18 protein-coding genes are annotated in these 17,137 nt (G+C 63.2%); 7 read left to right on the plus strand and 11 right to left on the minus strand.

Annotation, left to right across the window (positions count from 1 at the left end; genetic code table 11):
- The first annotated feature begins 52 nt into the window (after positions 1-52).
- Positions 53-694 carry a LysE family translocator gene (locus tag NKH33_RS15420; RefSeq protein ID WP_352920397.1) on the plus strand — a complete coding sequence of 214 codons (642 nt, stop codon included), beginning with the start codon at positions 53-55 and terminating at the stop codon, positions 692-694.
- Here NKH33_RS15420 and NKH33_RS15425 read toward each other — a convergent pair.
- The 4 genes from NKH33_RS15425 to NKH33_RS15440 all read right to left on the minus strand — a co-directional run bounded on the left by NKH33_RS15425 (position 666) and on the right by NKH33_RS15440 (position 3,570).
- Complete coding sequence (locus tag NKH33_RS15425) at positions 666-1,145, minus strand: hypothetical protein (protein WP_352456359.1); 480 nt, start codon at positions 1,143-1,145, stop codon at positions 666-668. The two genes, NKH33_RS15420 and NKH33_RS15425, sit on opposite strands and share 29 nt — an antisense overlap.
- Positions 1,142-1,567 carry a hypothetical protein gene (locus NKH33_RS15430; RefSeq protein ID WP_352470834.1) on the minus strand — a complete coding sequence of 142 codons (426 nt, stop codon included), beginning with the start codon at positions 1,565-1,567 and terminating at the stop codon, positions 1,142-1,144. Before NKH33_RS15430 ends, NKH33_RS15425 begins: the two co-directional genes overlap by 4 nt.
- The gene (gene rlmN, locus NKH33_RS15435; RefSeq protein ID WP_352685352.1) at positions 1,564-2,796 is read right to left on the minus strand and encodes a dual-specificity RNA methyltransferase RlmN; all 1,233 of its coding nucleotides are present in this window, start codon (positions 2,794-2,796) and stop codon (positions 1,564-1,566) included. The genes NKH33_RS15430 and rlmN overlap by 4 nt, the downstream gene beginning before the upstream one ends.
- Positions 2,797-3,063: 267 nt before the next feature.
- Positions 3,064-3,570 carry an invasion associated locus B family protein gene (locus tag NKH33_RS15440; RefSeq protein WP_023721899.1) on the minus strand — a complete coding sequence of 169 codons (507 nt, stop codon included), beginning with the start codon at positions 3,568-3,570 and terminating at the stop codon, positions 3,064-3,066.
- Between the two features lie 360 nt (positions 3,571-3,930).
- Between NKH33_RS15440 and NKH33_RS15445 the strand changes: the two genes are divergently transcribed.
- On the plus strand, positions 3,931-4,539 hold the full coding sequence (locus NKH33_RS15445; protein WP_352920401.1) for a methyltransferase family protein: 609 nt from the start codon (positions 3,931-3,933) through the stop codon (positions 4,537-4,539).
- A 44-nt stretch (positions 4,540-4,583) separates the two neighbouring features.
- On the opposite strand, the gene NKH33_RS15450 is transcribed toward NKH33_RS15445, so the two are convergent.
- The 4 genes from NKH33_RS15450 to NKH33_RS15465 form a co-directional block, all read right to left on the minus strand.
- A complete protein-coding gene (locus tag NKH33_RS15450; RefSeq protein WP_352540811.1) occupies positions 4,584-4,946 on the minus strand; it encodes a YkvA family protein in 363 nt (120 codons plus the stop codon).
- Between the two features lie 92 nt (positions 4,947-5,038).
- Positions 5,039-5,335 (minus strand): 4a-hydroxytetrahydrobiopterin dehydratase, encoded by a 297-nt coding sequence (locus NKH33_RS15455; protein ID WP_023679826.1) that lies wholly within the window; start codon positions 5,333-5,335, stop codon positions 5,039-5,041.
- A 6-nt stretch (positions 5,336-5,341) separates the two neighbouring features.
- Complete coding sequence (gene thpR / locus NKH33_RS15460) at positions 5,342-5,938, minus strand: RNA 2',3'-cyclic phosphodiesterase (protein ID WP_352450198.1); 597 nt, start codon at positions 5,936-5,938, stop codon at positions 5,342-5,344.
- Positions 5,939-6,075: 137 nt separating this feature from the next.
- A complete protein-coding gene (locus NKH33_RS15465) occupies positions 6,076-6,720 on the minus strand; it encodes an arylesterase (RefSeq protein ID WP_352450197.1) in 645 nt (214 codons plus the stop codon).
- Between the two features lie 107 nt (positions 6,721-6,827).
- Here NKH33_RS15465 and NKH33_RS15470 point away from each other — a divergent pair, with 107 nt between their 5' ends.
- From NKH33_RS15470 to NKH33_RS15485, 4 genes are all read left to right on the plus strand, one after another.
- Positions 6,828-7,538: an ABC transporter ATP-binding protein gene (locus NKH33_RS15470; protein WP_352920405.1), complete on the plus strand. Its 711-nt coding sequence runs from the start codon at positions 6,828-6,830 to the stop codon at positions 7,536-7,538.
- Entirely contained in the window at positions 7,538-10,087 is a 2,550-nt protein-coding gene (locus tag NKH33_RS15475) for an ABC transporter permease (RefSeq protein ID WP_352920581.1), read from the plus strand. The genes NKH33_RS15470 and NKH33_RS15475 overlap by 1 nt, the downstream gene beginning before the upstream one ends.
- Positions 10,088-10,306: 219 nt before the next feature.
- Entirely contained in the window at positions 10,307-11,086 is a 780-nt protein-coding gene (locus NKH33_RS15480) for a Bax inhibitor-1/YccA family protein (RefSeq protein WP_254817871.1), read from the plus strand.
- 110 nt (positions 11,087-11,196) lie between these two features.
- The gene (locus NKH33_RS15485; protein ID WP_352920407.1) at positions 11,197-11,766 is read left to right on the plus strand and encodes a GNAT family N-acetyltransferase; all 570 of its coding nucleotides are present in this window, start codon (positions 11,197-11,199) and stop codon (positions 11,764-11,766) included.
- 4 nt (positions 11,767-11,770) lie between these two features.
- Here the strand turns inward: NKH33_RS15485 and NKH33_RS15490 are convergent, their stop codons facing one another.
- Both NKH33_RS15490 and NKH33_RS15495 read right to left on the minus strand, forming a co-directional pair.
- A complete protein-coding gene (locus tag NKH33_RS15490) occupies positions 11,771-12,157 on the minus strand; it encodes a DUF2794 domain-containing protein (RefSeq protein WP_031212724.1) in 387 nt (128 codons plus the stop codon).
- Positions 12,158-12,632: 475 nt separating this feature from the next.
- A complete protein-coding gene (locus NKH33_RS15495) occupies positions 12,633-13,382 on the minus strand; it encodes a DUF1223 domain-containing protein (RefSeq protein ID WP_352470828.1) in 750 nt (249 codons plus the stop codon).
- Positions 13,383-13,557: 175 nt separating this feature from the next.
- Between NKH33_RS15495 and NKH33_RS15500 the strand changes: the two genes are divergently transcribed.
- Complete coding sequence (locus tag NKH33_RS15500; protein ID WP_352470827.1) at positions 13,558-14,238, plus strand: ceramidase domain-containing protein; 681 nt, start codon at positions 13,558-13,560, stop codon at positions 14,236-14,238.
- Positions 14,239-14,315: 77 nt separating this feature from the next.
- On the opposite strand, the gene acnA is transcribed toward NKH33_RS15500, so the two are convergent.
- Complete coding sequence (acnA, locus tag NKH33_RS15505) at positions 14,316-17,006, minus strand: aconitate hydratase AcnA (RefSeq protein WP_352920410.1); 2,691 nt, start codon at positions 17,004-17,006, stop codon at positions 14,316-14,318.
- Between the last annotated feature and the right edge of the window lie 131 nt (positions 17,007-17,137).

Genomic DNA, 17,137 nt, shown 5'->3' on the forward strand with positions numbered 1-17,137 from the left:
GCACGGCTCTTGCGGTATGGCTGCGACGTCTTTTGCTGCCACGAGGCTGGCCATGTCCTTCATTCCCGACACCACCACGCTGATCCAGTTCGCTATCGCCACCTTCATCCTGTCGATCACGCCGGGGCCCGACATGACGTTGTTCGTCTCGCGAACGCTCAGCCAAGGCCGCGCCGCCGGCTTTGCCTCGATGGCGGGCGCGCTGTTCGGCACACTGATCCATACAACGCTGGTTGCGGTCGGCATCTCGGCGCTGATCGTCGCCTCGCCAATGGCCTTTTTCGCCCTGAAGATCTTCGGCGCGGCCTATCTCGTCTTCCTGGCATGGCAGGCGATCACCAAGGGGTCGGCCTTTTCGCCGGAGAAAAAGACCGGGCCAAAAATTTCGCTGTTCCGCGCCTGGGCGGCAGGGCTCGGCGTCAATCTGCTCAACCCGAAGATCATCCTGTTCTTCATGACCTTCCTGCCGCAATTCGTCTCGGCGCATGATCCCAACGCCACCGGCAAGCTGTTCTTCCTCGGCGCGATGTTCGTCGTGCTGGCGATCCCGGTGACGGCGCCGATGGTGCTGGCGGCGGAAAAATTCTCGGCCGCGATGAAATCCAGCCCGCGCGTGACGCGCGTCGTCGACTATCTCTTTGCCGGCGTTTTTTCGGCCTTCGCGCTCAAGATCCTGACGGCCCAGGCGAAATAGGGCGTCCGATCTGACGCCAGCTTCCGGCCGAGCGCCCGGCGCTCAGCCAGTAGAAAATACCGCCGACCATGCCGCAGCCGATCACCGCCAGCATGACGCTGGTATTGGTAACCTCGAAATTGGCATCGGCCGTCTGGTGGACGAAGCCAAGGAAGACCGCTGCCACCACAGCACCCGCCAGCGCATAGAACAGCCAGTCACGTCGGCCAAGGATCTCGGAGGCGAGGATGGCGATGACGGCCGGCATGAAAGCGAAATAGGCGACGAACAGCCCGACGAAGGGGATTGAAAACCACAGCGACGCCTGCGCCGCCGGTTGCGTCTCGTCCGTCATCAGCCCAAGAGACGCCAGGAACATGATGTTAAGGAAGGCGCTTGCCGCTAGCGAAGCCACGCCATAGCCGACAAGGATGACGGCGAAGCGGATCAGATAGGCGACGAGGCGGTTCACGCGAATTGTCCGGGCATTTGCAGGAACCGGCTCTCGACCAGGCGATAGACGGCTCCTGCCAAGCTTCCCGCAATGATTAGGGCCACCAACACGTCAACGTCCGGTGGCCTCTGTGCCGACGGATGCAGTTTCCAGACCGCAAATACGCACGTCCCAACGAAAGCTCCCCCGACGACAAAAAGAATCCAGCGTCTCGCCTCGAGAACTTGGGAAGCAATGACCATCGGGATTGCCAGCGGTGCGCCAAAGATGCCTGCGATCATCGCTCCAAGCAGCAACAGCGACCAACTATCTCGAGTGGACAGGAAAGCGGGAACACGCCACCACATCAGTGCATCGAGCAGGAAAAAGACCAGAGACATGGTGAAGGCAGCCAGGGCGTAGCAGAGCAAAGTCACTGCCAATCGCCTGAGGTATTTCACGCCTCGCCATGCCCCGCGATCATCATCGCTTCCAGCGCCAGCCGGTCGACCTTGCGCATGCGCTCGGAGTCCGACTTGAGCTGGCCGCAGGCGGCCAGGATGTCGCGGCCGCGCGGCGTGCGGATCGGCGAGGCATAGCCGGCATTGTTGATGTAATCGGCGAATTTCTCGATCGTTTCCCAGTCCGAGCACTGGTAGTTGGTGCCCGGCCACGGGTTGAACGGGATCAGATTGATCTTGGCCGGAATGCCCTTGAGCAGCTTGATCAGCGCCTTGGCGTCGTCGATGGAATCGTTGACGTCCTTCAGCATGACATATTCGAAGGTGATCCGCTTGGCGTTCGACAGGCCTGGATAGGCGCGGCAGGCAGCGATCAGATCCTTCAGCGGATACTTCTTGTTGATGGGCACCAAGAGATCGCGCAAATCGTCATTGGTGGCGTGCAGCGAGATCGCCAGCATGACGCCGATCTCCTCGCCGGTGCGGAAGATTTCGGGCACGACGCCGGAGGTCGACAGCGTGATGCGCCTCTTCGACAGGGAAAGCCCGTCGCCGTCGGATGCGATCAGCAGCGCCTTCTTCACCGCCTCGAAATTGTAGAGCGGCTCGCCCATGCCCATCATGACGACGTTGGACACTCTCCTGCCCTCGGCCGGCACGATGGCGCCGTCGGGCGTATCGCGGTCGGGGAAGTCGCCGAGCCGGTCGCGGGCGGTCAAGAGCTGGGCGAGGATTTCCTCCGCCGTCAGGTTGCGCACCAGCTTCTGCGTGCCGGTGTGGCAGAAGGAGCAGGTCAGCGTGCAGCCGACCTGCGAAGAGATGCACAGCGTGCCGCGGCCTTCTTCGGGAATGTAGACGGTCTCGATCTCGACCGGCCGGCCGGCGCCGCGCGGCGGAAAGCGGAACAGCCATTTGCGGGTTCCGTCGGAGGAAATCTGCTCCTCGACGATCTCGGGCCTGGCAACGGTGAAATGCGTGTCGAGGGCGGCGCGCAGATCCTTGGAGATGTTGAACATGCCGGCAAAGTCGGAAACGCCGCGCACATAGATCCAATGCCAGAGCTGTTGGGCGCGCATTTTCGCCTGGCGCTCCGGCACGATGCCGGCGGCGACGAGGGCGGCCCCGAGTTCGGCTCGCGTCAAGCCGATCAGCGACGGTTTTTCAGGCGTCGTGCGGGTGCGCAAAGCGTCACGCGCGCCTTCGGCGGTAAGATCGAATGAAAGGGTCATTGTTGCGCCAATATAAGCGATTTGCGGCCGAATACAGCATCGTGCCCGAAATGAAGCGCGGCGCATAGCACAGGTTAGCGGCGGAGTCATGCCGGGGTTCTTCCTTCTCCCCTTGTGGGAGAAGGTGGCCGAGCGAAGCTCGGTCGGATGAGGGGTGCTCCAGCTTGGCTATGACGGCACTCCGTCCAACACCCCTCAACCGTCTCGGCGCTGCGCGCCGATCCTACTTCTCCCACAAGGGGAGAAGGGAAGACCGCGCCTAACCGCCTACTTGCACTTGGCGATCGAGGCCAGCGCCGCCGAGATGCCCTTCAGCGAGAAGACGTAGGTGGTGGTGTTGCCGCGGCCGGACTTGGCCGACACCTTCATGTCGGTGCCGGTCTTCATCGCGGCTATCAGCACCGGCTCCTCGGCGGCGTTCTCGACCCAGGCCGACTTGCCGCGCGTGAACATCGAAAAAGACTTCTTGTCGATGGTGACGGTGGCCTTGGAACCTTCCTGGAAGGTATAGCCGGCAATGAATTGCGGCTCGTAGGACACTTGCTGCCCCGGCCGCTGGCTGACGAAGAAGAACATGTCGCCGTGATCGAGCGTCGGCGGCTGCTTGTCGGTTGGCACCGTCAGGACATAGCAGACCTTGCCGCCGCCCGACGCCTGATAACTGTAGGTGCCCCAGGCATTATGCTGGCCGATCTTGGTTGCCGACTGCGCCAGCGCGGGCGCCGTCAAGGCCACCAGGGCCAGGCTGGAAACTATAGCAATCAATCCGCGCATCGCTTTTCCCGTATTCCACTGGTGCGGCGGCAGGCCGGCTCGGCGTCCTGCCCGTCGCTTCATTTTGATTTAATCTGGGTTACCAAACGGTGAATTTCCCCTTAGAAAAGGATGTTCACGCCAGGAAACCGCCGCCGTCTTCGCGCTGCCGCTCGAAAAAGCGGCTGGCGCAATGTCCCTGCCGCGACTTGGAGGCCACGAAAACGGCAAGAGTTTGACTTTTCAAGCAGCTAGGTCTTGCGGCGATTCTCGCTTTTTGAGGTGCGTGACGAATTTCCCTGCAGGCGGTACCATGTCTGCGTTCGCCGCCACGGCGCTCGGCCAGGGTGCCCTCCCTGGCGGCTTACGGGAGATTTGGCCATGGCCATTTCCGAGACAGTTCTGACCCTGGCGGGCGGCACAGTCGTCCTGGCGATCGTGTTCGGCGTTCGTGTCGCCGTCCGCGTGGCGGCCGGTGGCGCGGTGCCCCGGTCGGATGGCGGGGAGGCGGCGGGCGGATCGGGCGCCCCCGACGTGGCCGGGGTCATTGCGCTGCCACCTTTGATCTTCCTCGGCTTCCTGGTGGCGGCAACCGTGCTCGAGGTGCTCGTGCCGCTCCCGGTCATGGCCGGGCAGGCGCTCGCCCGCTATCTGACCGGCACCGTGCTCGCGGTGTGCGGCTTCGTGTTCATCTTTATGGCAGCGGACCGCTTTCAGGCCGCTGGAACCAACATACCACCGACCTTGCCAACGACGGCGCTGGTCGTCGACGGTATCTATCGTCGGACCAGGAACCCGTTCTATCTGGGAACGACCCTCGTCTATTTGGGCCTCGGCGTCGCGGCCGGAAGTCTTTGGGCTATCGCGCTCGTCATCCCCCTGCTGTGGGTGATCAATACCGGCATTATCGCGCCGGAAGAGCGCTACCTCGAGCGGAAGTTCGGAGATGTCTATCGCGCCTACAAGGCGCGGGTGCGGCGGTGGATTTGACGGCCGGAAAGTCGGTTCTCACGCGATTTTTGCGCCGCACCGGCTCAGCTCTTGCCGGCGATGGCCTGCCTGGCGGCGAGCCGGTGCGCCGGCGTGATGTGGGCGCTGACGGCGGTAATCGCGGCGGTCAGCACGGCGATGTCGTCGGTGAAGCCTAGCCCAAGGATGAAATCGGGGATGACGTCCGTCGGCAGCACGAAATAGCCGAGCGCAGCAATCAAGGTGCCCTTGGCGCGAAGCGGCGTCTTCTTGTCCATGGCACAGTAATAGGCGGCGACCACCTCTTCCATGAACGGGATATGCCGGGCGGCCTTCTTCGCCGTACGCCAGAACTTTTCGCGCACTTCGCTCTCGTTGCCCGGCTTGCTGCCGAGGCCGAAGAAATCAAAACCGGATTTTTGCGCCATCAACCTCTCCTTGCGGCCGTCGCGTGGCTTCACGCGTGACCGCGAGGCAAAATGTGGTGAAAGCCGAACCTCGCTGCAAGGTGCAGACAGGCTCAGCCGCCGAAATAGCGGTTCATTTTCCTGGCCAGATCGAAATCCAGCGCGGTCAGGCCGCCGGCGTCGTGCGTGTTGAGGGTCACGTTCACCGTCTTGTAGACGTTCGACCAGTCGGGATGGTGGTCCATCTTCTCCGCGGCCAGGGCAACGCGGGTCATGAAGGCAAAGGCTTCGGAGAAATTCTTGAAGGTGAAGCTGCGGGTGATCGAGCCACCATCCTTGGCCAGCGACCAGCCGTCGAGGCCGGCAAGTTCGGCGCGGATCGCCTCTTTTGCTAGTTTCTCCCTGGCCATGTCCGTCTACCGCATGATCCGCGAAGCGTCGGCGGCGCCGACCAAACGGCTGGCGACGCGGTTGTCGGCACCTGAAAGCGGCCAGGCCTCCTCGACGACGTAAGGCCCGCCGCCAACCGAATCGCGCGACGACATCAGCACGAAGCGGCCGACCCGGAACGGCAGCGTCGAAAAATTGCCGCGTGCCGACAGGTACTGGGCGACGTCGAGCGGGCTCGAATTGCGCAGGCGGGCCAGCGTCACATGCGGCATGAACTTGCGCGGGTCGGCCGGGATGCCGAGCCGCTGGCAGATGCGCTCGATCTCGGCCTGCAATGCGGAAAGATCGGGCGAAGCGGCGACCCCGGCCCACACCGCATGCGGCTTCTTCTGGCCGAAGGCGCCGACGCCGGACAGCGTCAGCGGGAAGGACGGGCGGTGAACACGGTCAAGCGCATTGGCGATGTCGTCGGCGACATGGCCCTCGACATCGCCGATGAAGCGCAGCGTCAGATGATAGTTTTCGACGTCGATCCAGCGGGCTCCCGGCAGGCCGCCCCTGAGCAGGGACAGCGAAAGAGCGGCATCACGCGGTATCTCGAGGGCGGTAAAAAGACGCGGCATGGGAAGCCTCCTGTCCTCGAATCGAACTCTTGCCCCTAGCGAATCATCGATATCCAAACGGGGCAAGGGGTTTGTTGGTCGCAGGCCTGCCTAAAAGCTTCCCCTGCGGAAGGTGTTGCGACGGCGAACCCTCGCCTTCAGGAATTGCCCCGGACCGCTTCAATGGTCTTCTCCACACTGGGCAGGATACCCTCGACGATGCGGTCGACGCCTCGGGCGTTTGGATGAAGGCCGTCCTCGAGTTGCAGGACGGATTGACCGGCGATGCCCTCGAGAAAGAAAGGATAGAGCGGCACGCCATATTTTTCAGCCAGTCGCGGAAAGGTCGCGTCGAAGGCGTTCTGGTAGTCGGCGCCGAGATTGGGCGCCGCGCGCATTCCGGCAAGCAAAACGGCGATCTTGCGCTGCTTCAGCTTTGCCAGCATGGCGTCCAGGTTCTTTTCCGCTATGGCGGGCGAAACGCCGCGCAGCATGTCGTTGGCGCCGAGCTCCAGGATGACCAGTTGCGTGCCGTCCGGCACCGACCAGTCGAGCCGCGACAGACCGCCGCTCGTCGTATCGCCGGAGACGCCGGCGTTGGCGACCGTGACATCGTAGCCCTTGGCGCGCAGCGCCGCCTGCAGCTTCTCGGTGAAGCCCTGACCTGGCCCGAGGCCATAACCCGCCATCAGGCTGTCGCCGAAACCGACAATGGTGAATGGTTCAGCACGCGCCGACGAAATGGCGCCGCAAATGGCGAGGAAAAGGGCGAACGCTGCGGCAAAGGTGTGTTTGAAAGCCATGCGGCAGGCCCCATATGACCAGGAACATCTGTTGGCGAAGGCAGGTTTTCGTCTTTGTCGAGCATCGGATGCACTAGCCTTCATCCCCCATATAGGACGATTTGATTTTGGAAGAAGCCGTCATTTCGCTGAAAGACGTATCGCTGACGCTCGGCGAAGGTGCATCCTCGGTCCATGTGCTGAAGGGCGTCAGCCTCGATGTTGCGGGCGGCGAAGCGACAGGCATCGTTGGACCTTCAGGTTCGGGAAAGTCGACATTGCTGATGGTTTTGGCCGGACTTGAAAGGGTCGATTCGGGCACGGTCCGAATTGCCGGCGAGCTGCTAAACGGCAAAAGCGAAGATCAGATCGCATCGTTTCGGGGACGAAACATCGGCATCGTGTTCCAATCTTTCCATCTCATCCCTAATATGACGGCGCTGGAAAACGTTGCTGTCCCGCTGGAGCTTGCCGGCCATGTCGATCCATTCGGCGTGGCGGCGCGCGAGCTGGCGGCGGTCGGTCTCAGCGATCGCGTCACCCATTACCCCGGCGAATTGTCTGGCGGCGAGCAACAGCGCGTGGCGATCGCCCGGGCACTGGCGCCGTCGCCGCGCATCCTGATCGCCGACGAGCCGACCGGCAATCTCGACCAGGCAACGGGGCGGCACGTCGCCGACCTGCTGTTTGCCAAGGCGGCCGAACGCGGCATGACGCTGGTGCTGGTCACGCATGACCCGGTACTCGCGGCGCGCTGCTCGCGCCAGGTGTCGATGCGGTCGGGGCTGATCGAAGACGCGCCTAAGCCGGCCACCAGGGCTGGCAGGGTGACCGCATGATGCCACTGGCGCGCACGCTGAGGCTCGCCTTTCGGTTTTCGCTGCGAGAAATGCGTGGCGGGCTGTCCGGCTTCCTGATCTTCCTTGCCTGCATCGCGCTCGGCGTCGCTGCGATCGGCGGCGTCAATTCGGTGGCGCAAGCGATTTCCGCCGGTGTTGCCGACCAGGGCCAGACGCTGCTCGGCGGCGATCTCCGCTTCCAGCTCAACCAGCGCGATCCGACCAGATCCGAACGCAGCTTCCTCGACCAGCTTGGCACGGTTTCGCACAGTGCCAATATGCGCTCGATGGCGAGGCTCGAGGACGGCTCCGACCAGGCGCTGGTCGAGGCCAAGGCGGTCGACGGCGCCTATCCGCTCTACGGCGCGCTGGAGACCGAGCCGGTGCTGTCGCGAGAGGATCTGTTCGGCGAAAAATCCGGCGTCTTCGGCGCCGCCGCGCCGGACCTCTTGTTCGAGCGGCTGAACCTTGGCATCGGTGACCGGCTGAAGCTCGGCAGCGCGACGTTCGAGCTGCGCGCCAGGCTGGTCAACGAGCCGGATGCGGTGTCGGATGGCTTCGGCTTTGCGCCGCGGCTGATGGTGTCGACCGACGGGCTTGCCGCTTCCGACCTGATCCAGCCGGGCAGCCTGGTCGAGAACGCCTATAAGGTCCGGCTGCCCGGCGGCACCGGCGAGGCACGGATCAAGGCGATCCAGGACCAGGCGGCAAAAGAGTTCCCGCAGGCCGGCTGGTCGATCCGCACCCGCAGCAACGCGGCGCCGGCGCTGTCCTCGAATATCGAGCGGTTTTCGCAATTCCTGACGCTGGTTGGGTTGACAGCGCTGGTGGTCGGCGGCGTCGGCGTGGCCAATGCCGTGCGTGCCTATCTCGACGGCAAGCGCGGCGTCATCGCCACCTTCAAGAGCCTGGGGGCTTCGGGCGGGTTCGTCTTTGCCGTCTATCTGGTGCAGATCCTGATGATCGCCGCCCTCGGCATCACGCTAGGCCTTGTGCTTGGCGCGCTGATGCCGTTCGCGGCCAGCGCGGCACTCCAATCGGTCATTCCAGTGCCGGCGGAAGGTGGGTTCTATCCCGGCGCCCTCGGCATGGCAGCGCTGTTCGGGCTGCTGGTGACGCTGGCTTTCGCCTTGCTGCCGCTCGGCCGCGCCCGCGACGTGCCGGCAACGGCGCTGTTTCGCGAAATGGGATTCGAGGGCCGCGGTTTTCCCCGCCCGCTCTATATCGCCGCGGCATTGGGCATCGCGCTGCTGCTCGCGGTACTGGCGATCCTGTTTTCCGGCGACCGCCGTATTGCCTCGATCTTCGTTGGCGCCACGATCTTTTCGTTCCTGGTGCTGCGTGTGGTCGGCTCGCTGGTGCAGTGGGCGGCGAAGAAAAGCCCGCGCGTGCGCTCGACCGCGCTCAGGCTCGCCATCGGCAACATCCATCGGCCTGGCGCCTTGACGCCGTCCGTGGTGCTGTCGTTGGGACTCGGGCTGACGCTGCTGGTGACGCTGGCGCTGATCGACGGCAATCTCAGGCGGCAGATCTCGGGCAGCCTGCCGGAAAGGGCACCGAACTTCTTCTTCGTCGATATCCAGAGCAGTGACGTCGATGCCTTCTCCGCGCTGGTCGGCAAAGAGGCACCGCAAGGCAGGCTGATCAAGGTGCCGATGTTGCGCGGCCGGGTGATGGCGCTCAACGGCGTCAATGTCGACAAGGTCAAGGTTCCGGCCGAAGGCGCCTGGGTACTGCGCGGCGACCGTGGCCTGACCTATGACGCAAAGCTGCCGGAGAATGCGACGCTGACCGAGGGCAGCTGGTGGCCGGAGAACTATGCCGGCGAGCCGCTGGTCTCGTTTTCCGCCGAGGAAGGCAAAGAGATCGGGCTGAAGCTCGGCGACACCATCACCGTCAACGTGCTCGGCCGCAACATCACGGCCAAGATCGCCAATTTCCGCCAGGTCGAATGGGAAACCATAGGCATCAATTTCGTCATGGTGTTCTCGCCCAACACGTTCGCCGGTGCGCCGCATGGCTGGTTGGCGACGCTGACCGAGACGAATGCGTCGGCAGCCGACGATGCGCATCTTCTCAACGCCGCCACGCGTGCCTTTCCCGCGGTGACGACGGTCAGGGTCAAGGACGCGCTCGAAATCGTCAACCGGCTGGTGGCGCAGCTCGGCACAGCAATCAGGGCAGCAGCGGGGGTGGCGTTGATCGCCTCGGTGCTGGTGCTGGCCGGGGCGCTCGCCGCCGGCAACCGGGCTCGCATTCACGACGCGGTGGTGCTGAAGACCCTGGGTGCGACCAGAAAAACGCTGATCGCCGCGTTTTCGCTGGAATACATGCTGATCGGCCTTGCTACCGCGATCTTCGCGCTGGCGGCGGGCGCTGTGGCGGCATGGTTCGTCGTCGCGCGCATCATGACGCTGCCATCGCACTTCATGCCCGAGGTGGCGGTGGCGACCATCGGCTTTTCGCTGGTGGTCACGGTCGGCATCGGCCTTGCCGGCACGTGGCGGGTGCTGGGCCACAAGGCGGCGCCGGTGCTGCGGAATCTTTGAGCCAGAGCCGGTTTCGATTAAATCTCGGTAATGTTCCGGGCGGGAAGGCCAATAAAACCGTATCTCCGGCACTTCACGGAGCATTACGCTTGGTTACGGTCTTGTCCTTTACGCCAAGAACCATCATATTTCGGCGCAGGCATGCTGGAGCCCCGCCAGCGGCGCCTGGGTTCAAAAGGACCTGACACCGGACGGGGCAGAAGCAATATGAGGATTTCCATGGCTGATCCCGTTCGCAATTATCAGACGCGCGCCGTGCCCGGCGCCGGCGTCGATGCTGCCATCGACCAGGGCCTGCGGGCCTACATGATCAAGGTCTACAATCTGATGGGGCTTGGCCTCCTCATCACCGGCCTTGCCGCGGTCGGCACAATCATGCTGGCCACTACCAGCGATCCCGCCTCGGCGGTCGCGACGTTGCCAAGCGGCGAGATGCTGACCTCGTTCGGCTACGCGATCTTCGGCTCGCCGCTGAAATGGCTGGTGATCTTCGCCCCGCTGGCAGCGGTGATGTTCCTGTCGTTCCGCGTCCAGTCGATGAGCGTTTCGGCCGCGCAGACGACATTCTGGGTCTATGCCGGCCTCGTCGGCCTGTCGCTGTCGTCGATCTTCCTGGTCTACACCACCGCCAGCATCTCGCAGACCTTCTTCGCCACCGCCGCCGCCTTTGGCGGGCTGTCGCTCTACGGCTACACGACCAAGCGCGATCTCTCGGCGTTCGGGTCGTTCCTGGTCATGGGCCTGGTCGGCCTGATCATCGCGATGGTGATCAACATCTTCCTGCAGTCGTCGGCGCTTTCCTTCGCCGTTTCGGCGATCGGCGTGCTGATCTTCGCGGGCCTCACCGCCTACGACACGCAGAACATCAAGGAGATGTACTTCGAGGGCGACGAGACCGATGTCGCCGGCCGCAAGGCGATTATGGGCGCATTGAGGCTCTATCTCGACTTCATCAACCTGTTTATGTTTCTGCTGCAGTTCATGGGCGACCGTCGCTAAATACGGTTTTCCTGGACCAGCGAGTTCGAAAAGGGCGGCCCAATGGCCGCCCTTTTCTTTTGTACCGGCTTTTGCTGTGATATAGGGCAGATGAACGACGTGCCTAAATTATGAGCTGCATCACCTTGCGGGCCGCGACGTCGGCCGATCTCGACCGGATCACGGAAATCTATGCCGACGCGGTGACGAATGGCACGGCGAGCTATGAACTCGAACCGCCGAGCCGCGCCGAGATGGGCACGCGCTTCGACACTCTGATGGCGGGCGGCTTTCTCTATCTCGTTGCGGAAAAGGCCGGCGGCGTGCTCGGCTATGCCTATGCCGGGGCGTTCCGGCCGCGCCCGGCCTACCGCTTCGTCGTCGAGGATTCCGTCTATGTCGCGCCCGAGGCCAAAGGGCAAGGCGTCGGGCTGCTCTTGATGCAAGGGCTGATCGAAGCGGCCAAGGCGGCGGGTTTTCGCCAGATCATCGCGGTGATCGGCGACGGCCGGCCCGACAGCGCCTCGGTGCGGTTGCACGAGAAGCTCGGCTTTCGTCATTCCGGCCGCCTGGAAGGCTCAGGCTATAAGCACGGACGCTGGCTGGACACGGTTTTCATGCAGCTGCCGATCAACGGCGGGGCGTCCATCCCGCCTGATCCGCAATCGCTGCCCGAGCGCAAGTTCCGCCTGCAAAAATAAAGGGTTACGCCTCGACCAGCTTCAGTGTTCGGTCGAACACGCCAAGCACCCGGCCGAGTTCCTGGCCGCGCTTGAGGATGCGCCCGCCGGCGGCGATGACGGCGAACGCGCCTTGCCGGCGCGCCAGCTTCGGATCCTTGACGATCTGGAAAAGCGGCACTTCGCTGGTGCGGCGGAAGACGGAAAAAACGGCGCGGTCGGCGAGATGGTCGATGGCATAGTCGCGCCACTCATTGGCGGCAACCATACGGCCGTAGAGCCTGAGGATCTGGTCCAGTTCGCGCCGGTCGAACCGCACCGGCTGGTCGAGGCGTTCGCGTCTTGCCTCATGCAGCGGGATCAATATTGCGGATGCGTCCCCATCCTCCGTCCCGCTGCTGCGATCAGTCATGCCTGGATCCTCGCAATGAATCGTACGCCGACCAAAGTTGGCGCTTTCGTTGCCGAATTGCAAGGCCCGGCCGGGCAACGGCAGCACCGTGCGGTTTCTCCAGCGTCCAGTCACGTTTGCGAAACGCCTGTTGAAATTGGTGATGCTTCGCCACAATCCTGCCTTTTTTTATCCGTGCTCATGCCCCAATGTCCGACGAATTTACCGGCGTTGCCTGAGACGGTTCGGTCCGGCACCGGCTCGTAAACCCCAAGCCCCCCGCCCACGGGTCTGCGTCGGATCGAACCAACCTCGGTTTTTCCTTGGAAAGATCGGGTGCGACGATCCCAAAACCTAAATGACCGGCGTCAGAAGCAAGCTGACGCCGGTTTTTTATTAGCCGTGGCGATGCGATCCATCCAGATAGGCTGTCGTCGGAGGCTTGAGCGCGGTTATCCCTTCTCCCACAACAAGGGGAGAACGGGGGGCGCCCTATCTAAGGCTTGCGGATAAAGGCTGCGCCCAGGATCGGCCCGGGCATGCCGTCCTTGCCGACCGACTGCAGCAGCACGGCGCAGCCGCCCTTCTTGGCGATCTCGCTCATCGGCAGTTCGTAGCGCTGCGCCTTGCCGTGCCACATGCCGGCGGTCTGGATGCTGGAGACGGCGTTCCAGTAGGTCATGCTGCGGCCACTGTTTTCACCCTTGCCGATCTTTATCGTCTGCGGCGGATTGAAATAGACGATGACGACATGCGCGTCGGTTGGGCCGGTCACAGCGTCGCCGGCATCGATCATGACGCGATCGCTGGTCCGGCTGACCTTGATGCCGACGCGCATGCCTTCGCCGACCCTCTCCATGCGGGCCAGCGCGCCGTCGACTTCCTTGCGGCTGGCGCCGTTGACATGGCTGCGGCCGTTTATGACGGCTTGCGGGGTGTAGACGGAACGACTGCCGAAGGCGCGCATATACTCGTATTGCCGCTCGGTATTTTCCTTGCGGCTCAGCGTGTCCTGCCAGCCGAGGTAATCCCAATAATCGACATGATAGGCGAGCGCGACGATGTCCTCCTTGGCGGCGAGCTCGGCGAAGAATTCATCTGCCGGCGGACAGGAGTTGCATCCCTGGCTGGTGAAGAGCTCGACGACGCCTAATGGCTTGTCGGTTGGCTCGGCAAGGGCCCTGCCGGCAAACGCCGAGAGGGCCAGCGCAAGGGCCGCAAGCCGCAATGGTCTTCGAGATGGCATGGCCGTTCCGATCCCGCCGGTGACGCCGGCTTTGTTCTGGTTGTCGAAATATGTGGCAGAAGCGGCAGTCAACGGGAAGTCACGTTGCGGTGAAATTTTGCCGTTGCAACCGCTGGCAAGGGCGCAATAGGTGGACTTGCACTTCACCATGGAAGCGATTCGGGCGGCAATCAGCATGTGGCAATCTCTCCTGGCGCCGGTCGACCTCTATTGCGAACGGACGGGGCCGGAATTCTGGGCCGAACCGCTCAATGCGCTGAGCAATCTGGCTTTTTTTGCCGCCGGGCTATGGGGTGTCTGGCAGGTGCGCAAGCGCGGCACCGGCACCTTCGCCGAAGTGCTGGCCTGGTGGGTGGTGGCGATCGGCGTCGGCTCGTCGCTGTTCCACACCTTTGCCAACCGTGGCACGGTCTGGGCCGACGTGCTGCCGATCGCCGGGTTCACGCTGGCCTACACGCTGTTCAACCTGCGGCGTTTTCTCGGCATGAAATGGGGCAAGGCGATCGCCATTTTCGTCGCCTTCTATGCCGTCGCCGGGCTGGTGACCTTTGCCGTGCCCGACTGGCTGCGCCAGGCGTCGAACGGGACGACCGGCTATCTGCCGCCCTTCCTGGCGCTCGCCTTCTTCGGGGCCATGGTGGCGGCCAGCGGCAACCGTGCCGGCTGGTACAATCTGGCGGGCTCGGCGATCTTCGTCGTGTCGGTCATCTGCCGGATGATCGATCCGCTGGTCTGCGGCGGCTTTCCGCTCGGCACGCATTTCCTGTGGCACATATTCAACGGGCTGATGCTCGGCGTGCTGCTGGCGGCGACAGCGCGGTTCGGAAAGCCGGGAATTAGGGCAGTAGGGCAGTAGGGCAGTAGGGCAGTAGGGGAATAAGTCGCTTCTCCTTGCTTCACCCTACTGCCCTACTCCCTTATTGCCCTACTCCCTTAAGCGGCCAGATCGCGCAGCACGTATTGCAGGATGCCGCCATTCTTGAAGTAGTCGAGCTCGTCCAGCGTATCGATGCGGCAGATGATCGGAACCTCTTTGACGCTGCCGTCGCCGTAGGTGATCCTGGCGATCATCTTCTGCCGCGGCTTGATGTTGCCCAGTCCGTCGATCTCGACCAGTTCGTCGCCCTTGAGGTTGAGCGAGGCCCATGAGGTGCCTTCCTCGAAGACGAAGGGGATCACGCCCATGCCGACCAAATTGGAGCGGTGGATGCGCTCGAAGGACTGGGCGATGACCGCGCGGACGCCCAGCAAATTGGTGCCCTTGGCCGCCCAGTCACGCGACGAGCCGTTGCCATATTCGACGCCGGCGAAGATGACCAGCGGCACGCCTTCCTTCTTGTATCGCATGGCGGCGTCGTAGATCGATTCCTCTTCTTTCGACGGGTAATGGATGGTGTAGCCGCCCTCGCGGCCGTTCTCGCCCAGCATGTGGTTGCGGATGCGGATGTTGGCGAAGGTGCCGCGCATCATTACCTCATGATTGCCGCGGCGCGTGCCGTACTGGTTGAAATCGGCGACGCCGACGCCGTGGTCGGTGAGGTACTTGCCGGCCGGCGAGGCCGCCTTGATCGAACCGGCCGGCGAAATGTGGTCGGTGGTGATCTTGTCGCCGAACAGACCGAGCACACGCGCGCCCTTGATATCGCCGATCTTGCCGAAGCCCGACGTCATGCCGGCGAAATAGGGCGGGTTCTGCACATAGGTGGAATTGTCGTCCCAGGCATAGGTCTGGCCTTCCGGCGCCTTGACGTTCTGCCAGTACTCGTCGCCCTTGAAGACGTCTGCATATTTGCGGGCGAACAATTCGCGCGTGACGTTCTTCTCGATGAATTCCTGGATCTCGACCGAACTCGGCCAGATATCCTTGAGATAGACCGGATTGCCGTTGCGATCCTCGCCGAGCGGTTCGGTGGTCAGATCCTTGGTCACGGTCCCGGCCAGCGCGTGGGCGACGACCAGTGGCGGCGAGGCGAGATAGTTCGCTTGCACGTCGGGCGAGACGCGGCCTTCGAAATTGCGGTTGCCGGACAAGACTGCCGCAGCAATCAAGCCCTTATCGTTGATGGTCTTGGAGATCGGCGCCGGCAATGGGCCGGAATTGCCGATGCAGGTGGTGCAGCCGAAGCCGACCAGGTTGAAGCCGATCTGGTCGAGCTCCTTCTGCAGGCCGGATTTCTCGAGATATTCGGCGACGACCTGGCTGCCCGGCGCCAATGAGGTCTTGACCCACGGCTTCTGCTCGAGGCCGAGCCGGTTGGCATTGCGCGCCAACAGCCCGGCGCCGATCAGCACGCTCGGGTTCGATGTGTTGGTGCAGGAGGTGATGGCGGCGATGACCACATCGCCATGGCCAAGATCGTAGCTCGTGCCCTCGACGGCATAGCGCTTGTCGATTTCGGCGGCCTTCCTGTATTCGGACTCCATGGCCTTGGCGAAGCCAGCCGGAATGTCTTCAAGTGCGACCCGGCCTTCCGGCCGCTTCGGGCCGGCCATCGACGGGACGACACTGCCGAGATCGAGCTCCAGCAGGTCGGTGAAGACCGGATCGGCCGAGCCGGCATCGCGCCACAAGCCTTGCGCCTTCGAATAAGCCTCGACCAGGGCGATGCGGCTTTCGTCGCGACCGGACATTGTCAGATAGCGGATGGTTTCGCTGTCGACCGGGAAGAAGCCGCAGGTGGCGCCATATTCCGGCGCCATGTTGCCGATGGTGGCGCGGTCGGCCAGCGTCATGTTGGACAGGCCCGGCCCGAAGAATTCGACGAACTTGCCGACGACGCCCTTCTTGCGCAGCATCTGGGTGACGGTGAGCACCAGGTCGGTGGCGGTGACGCCTTCCCTCAGCCTGCCGGTGAGCCGGAAGCCGATGACTTCAGGCAGCAGCATGGAGACCGGCTGGCCAAGCATCGCGGCCTCCGCCTCGATGCCGCCGACGCCCCAGCCGAGCACGCCGAGGCCGTTGATCATCGTGGTATGTGAATCGGTGCCGACGCAGGTGTCGGGATAGGCGGTGGTCTCGCCGTCTTCGCTGTTGGTCCACACGACCTGGCCGAGATATTCGAGATTGACCTGATGGCAGATGCCGGTGCCGGGCGGCACGACGCGGAAATTGCGGAACGCCTGCTGGCCCCATTTCAGGAACTTGTAGCGTTCCTCGTTGCGCTCATATTCAAGCTCGACATTGCGGGCGAAAGCCAACGGCGTGCCGAATTCGTCGACGATGACCGAGTGGTCGATGACCAGATCGACCGGCACCAGCGGATTGATCTTTTGCGGATCGCCGCCGAGCGAGGCCATGGCGTCGCGCATGGCGGCAAGGTCGACCACGGCTGGAACGCCGGTGAAATCCTGCATCAGCACGCGAGCCGGGCGATAGGCGATCTCGACGCCGGCAGTGCCCCGGTCAGTCAGCCAGCCGGCGACCGCCTGGATGCTCTCCTTGGTAACGGAACGGCCGTCCTCGTTGCGCAGCAGATTCTCCAGCAGCACCTTCATCGAATAGGGCAATTGGGCAATACCGGTGAGGCCGTTCTTTTCGGCCTCGACAAGGTCATAGTAAATGTACTCGGTGCCGCTGGCGGTCAGCGTGCGGCGGCAATTGAAGCTGTCGAGTGATTTGGACACGTGCGATCCCTAACTGTCGGTTGCCGGAAGGGAACGGACGCCAGTGGGCATGCAAATCACGCGCAAAGGTGCGGGTACGGCCATTTCCGCTATCCGTTCCCAAGCGTCCGGGCCGTTCAAGGCGGCACGCG

This window comes from Mesorhizobium sp. M1182 (assembly GCF_040318335.1).
Taxonomy (GTDB): domain Bacteria; phylum Pseudomonadota; class Alphaproteobacteria; order Rhizobiales; family Rhizobiaceae; genus Mesorhizobium.

Coding starts and splice junctions, on each gene's coding strand:
- NKH33_RS15440 (WP_023721899.1), bottom strand. CDS start 3,570: ATGCGCGGATTGATTGCTATAGTTTCCAGCCTGGCCCTGGTGGCCTTG.
- NKH33_RS15420 (WP_352920397.1), top strand. CDS start 53: ATGTCCTTCATTCCCGACACCACCACGCTGATCCAGTTCGCTATCGCC.
- NKH33_RS15450 (WP_352540811.1), bottom strand. CDS start 4,946: ATGGCGCAAAAATCCGGTTTTGATTTCTTCGGCCTCGGCAGCAAGCCG.
- NKH33_RS15445 (WP_352920401.1), top strand. CDS start 3,931: ATGGCCATTTCCGAGACAGTTCTGACCCTGGCGGGCGGCACAGTCGTC.
- NKH33_RS15465 (WP_352450197.1), bottom strand. CDS start 6,720: ATGGCTTTCAAACACACCTTTGCCGCAGCGTTCGCCCTTTTCCTCGCC.
- NKH33_RS15495 (WP_352470828.1), bottom strand. CDS start 13,382: ATGCCATCTCGAAGACCATTGCGGCTTGCGGCCCTTGCGCTGGCCCTC.
- thpR (WP_352450198.1), bottom strand. CDS start 5,938: ATGCCGCGTCTTTTTACCGCCCTCGAGATACCGCGTGATGCCGCTCTT.
- NKH33_RS15485 (WP_352920407.1), top strand. CDS start 11,197: ATGAGCTGCATCACCTTGCGGGCCGCGACGTCGGCCGATCTCGACCGG.
- NKH33_RS15480 (WP_254817871.1), top strand. CDS start 10,307: ATGGCTGATCCCGTTCGCAATTATCAGACGCGCGCCGTGCCCGGCGCC.
- rlmN (WP_352685352.1), bottom strand. CDS start 2,796: ATGACCCTTTCATTCGATCTTACCGCCGAAGGCGCGCGTGACGCTTTG.
- NKH33_RS15500 (WP_352470827.1), top strand. CDS start 13,558: ATGTGGCAATCTCTCCTGGCGCCGGTCGACCTCTATTGCGAACGGACG.
- NKH33_RS15475 (WP_352920581.1), top strand. CDS start 7,538: ATGCCACTGGCGCGCACGCTGAGGCTCGCCTTTCGGTTTTCGCTGCGA.
- NKH33_RS15490 (WP_031212724.1), bottom strand. CDS start 12,157: ATGACTGATCGCAGCAGCGGGACGGAGGATGGGGACGCATCCGCAATA.
- NKH33_RS15455 (WP_023679826.1), bottom strand. CDS start 5,335: ATGGCCAGGGAGAAACTAGCAAAAGAGGCGATCCGCGCCGAACTTGCC.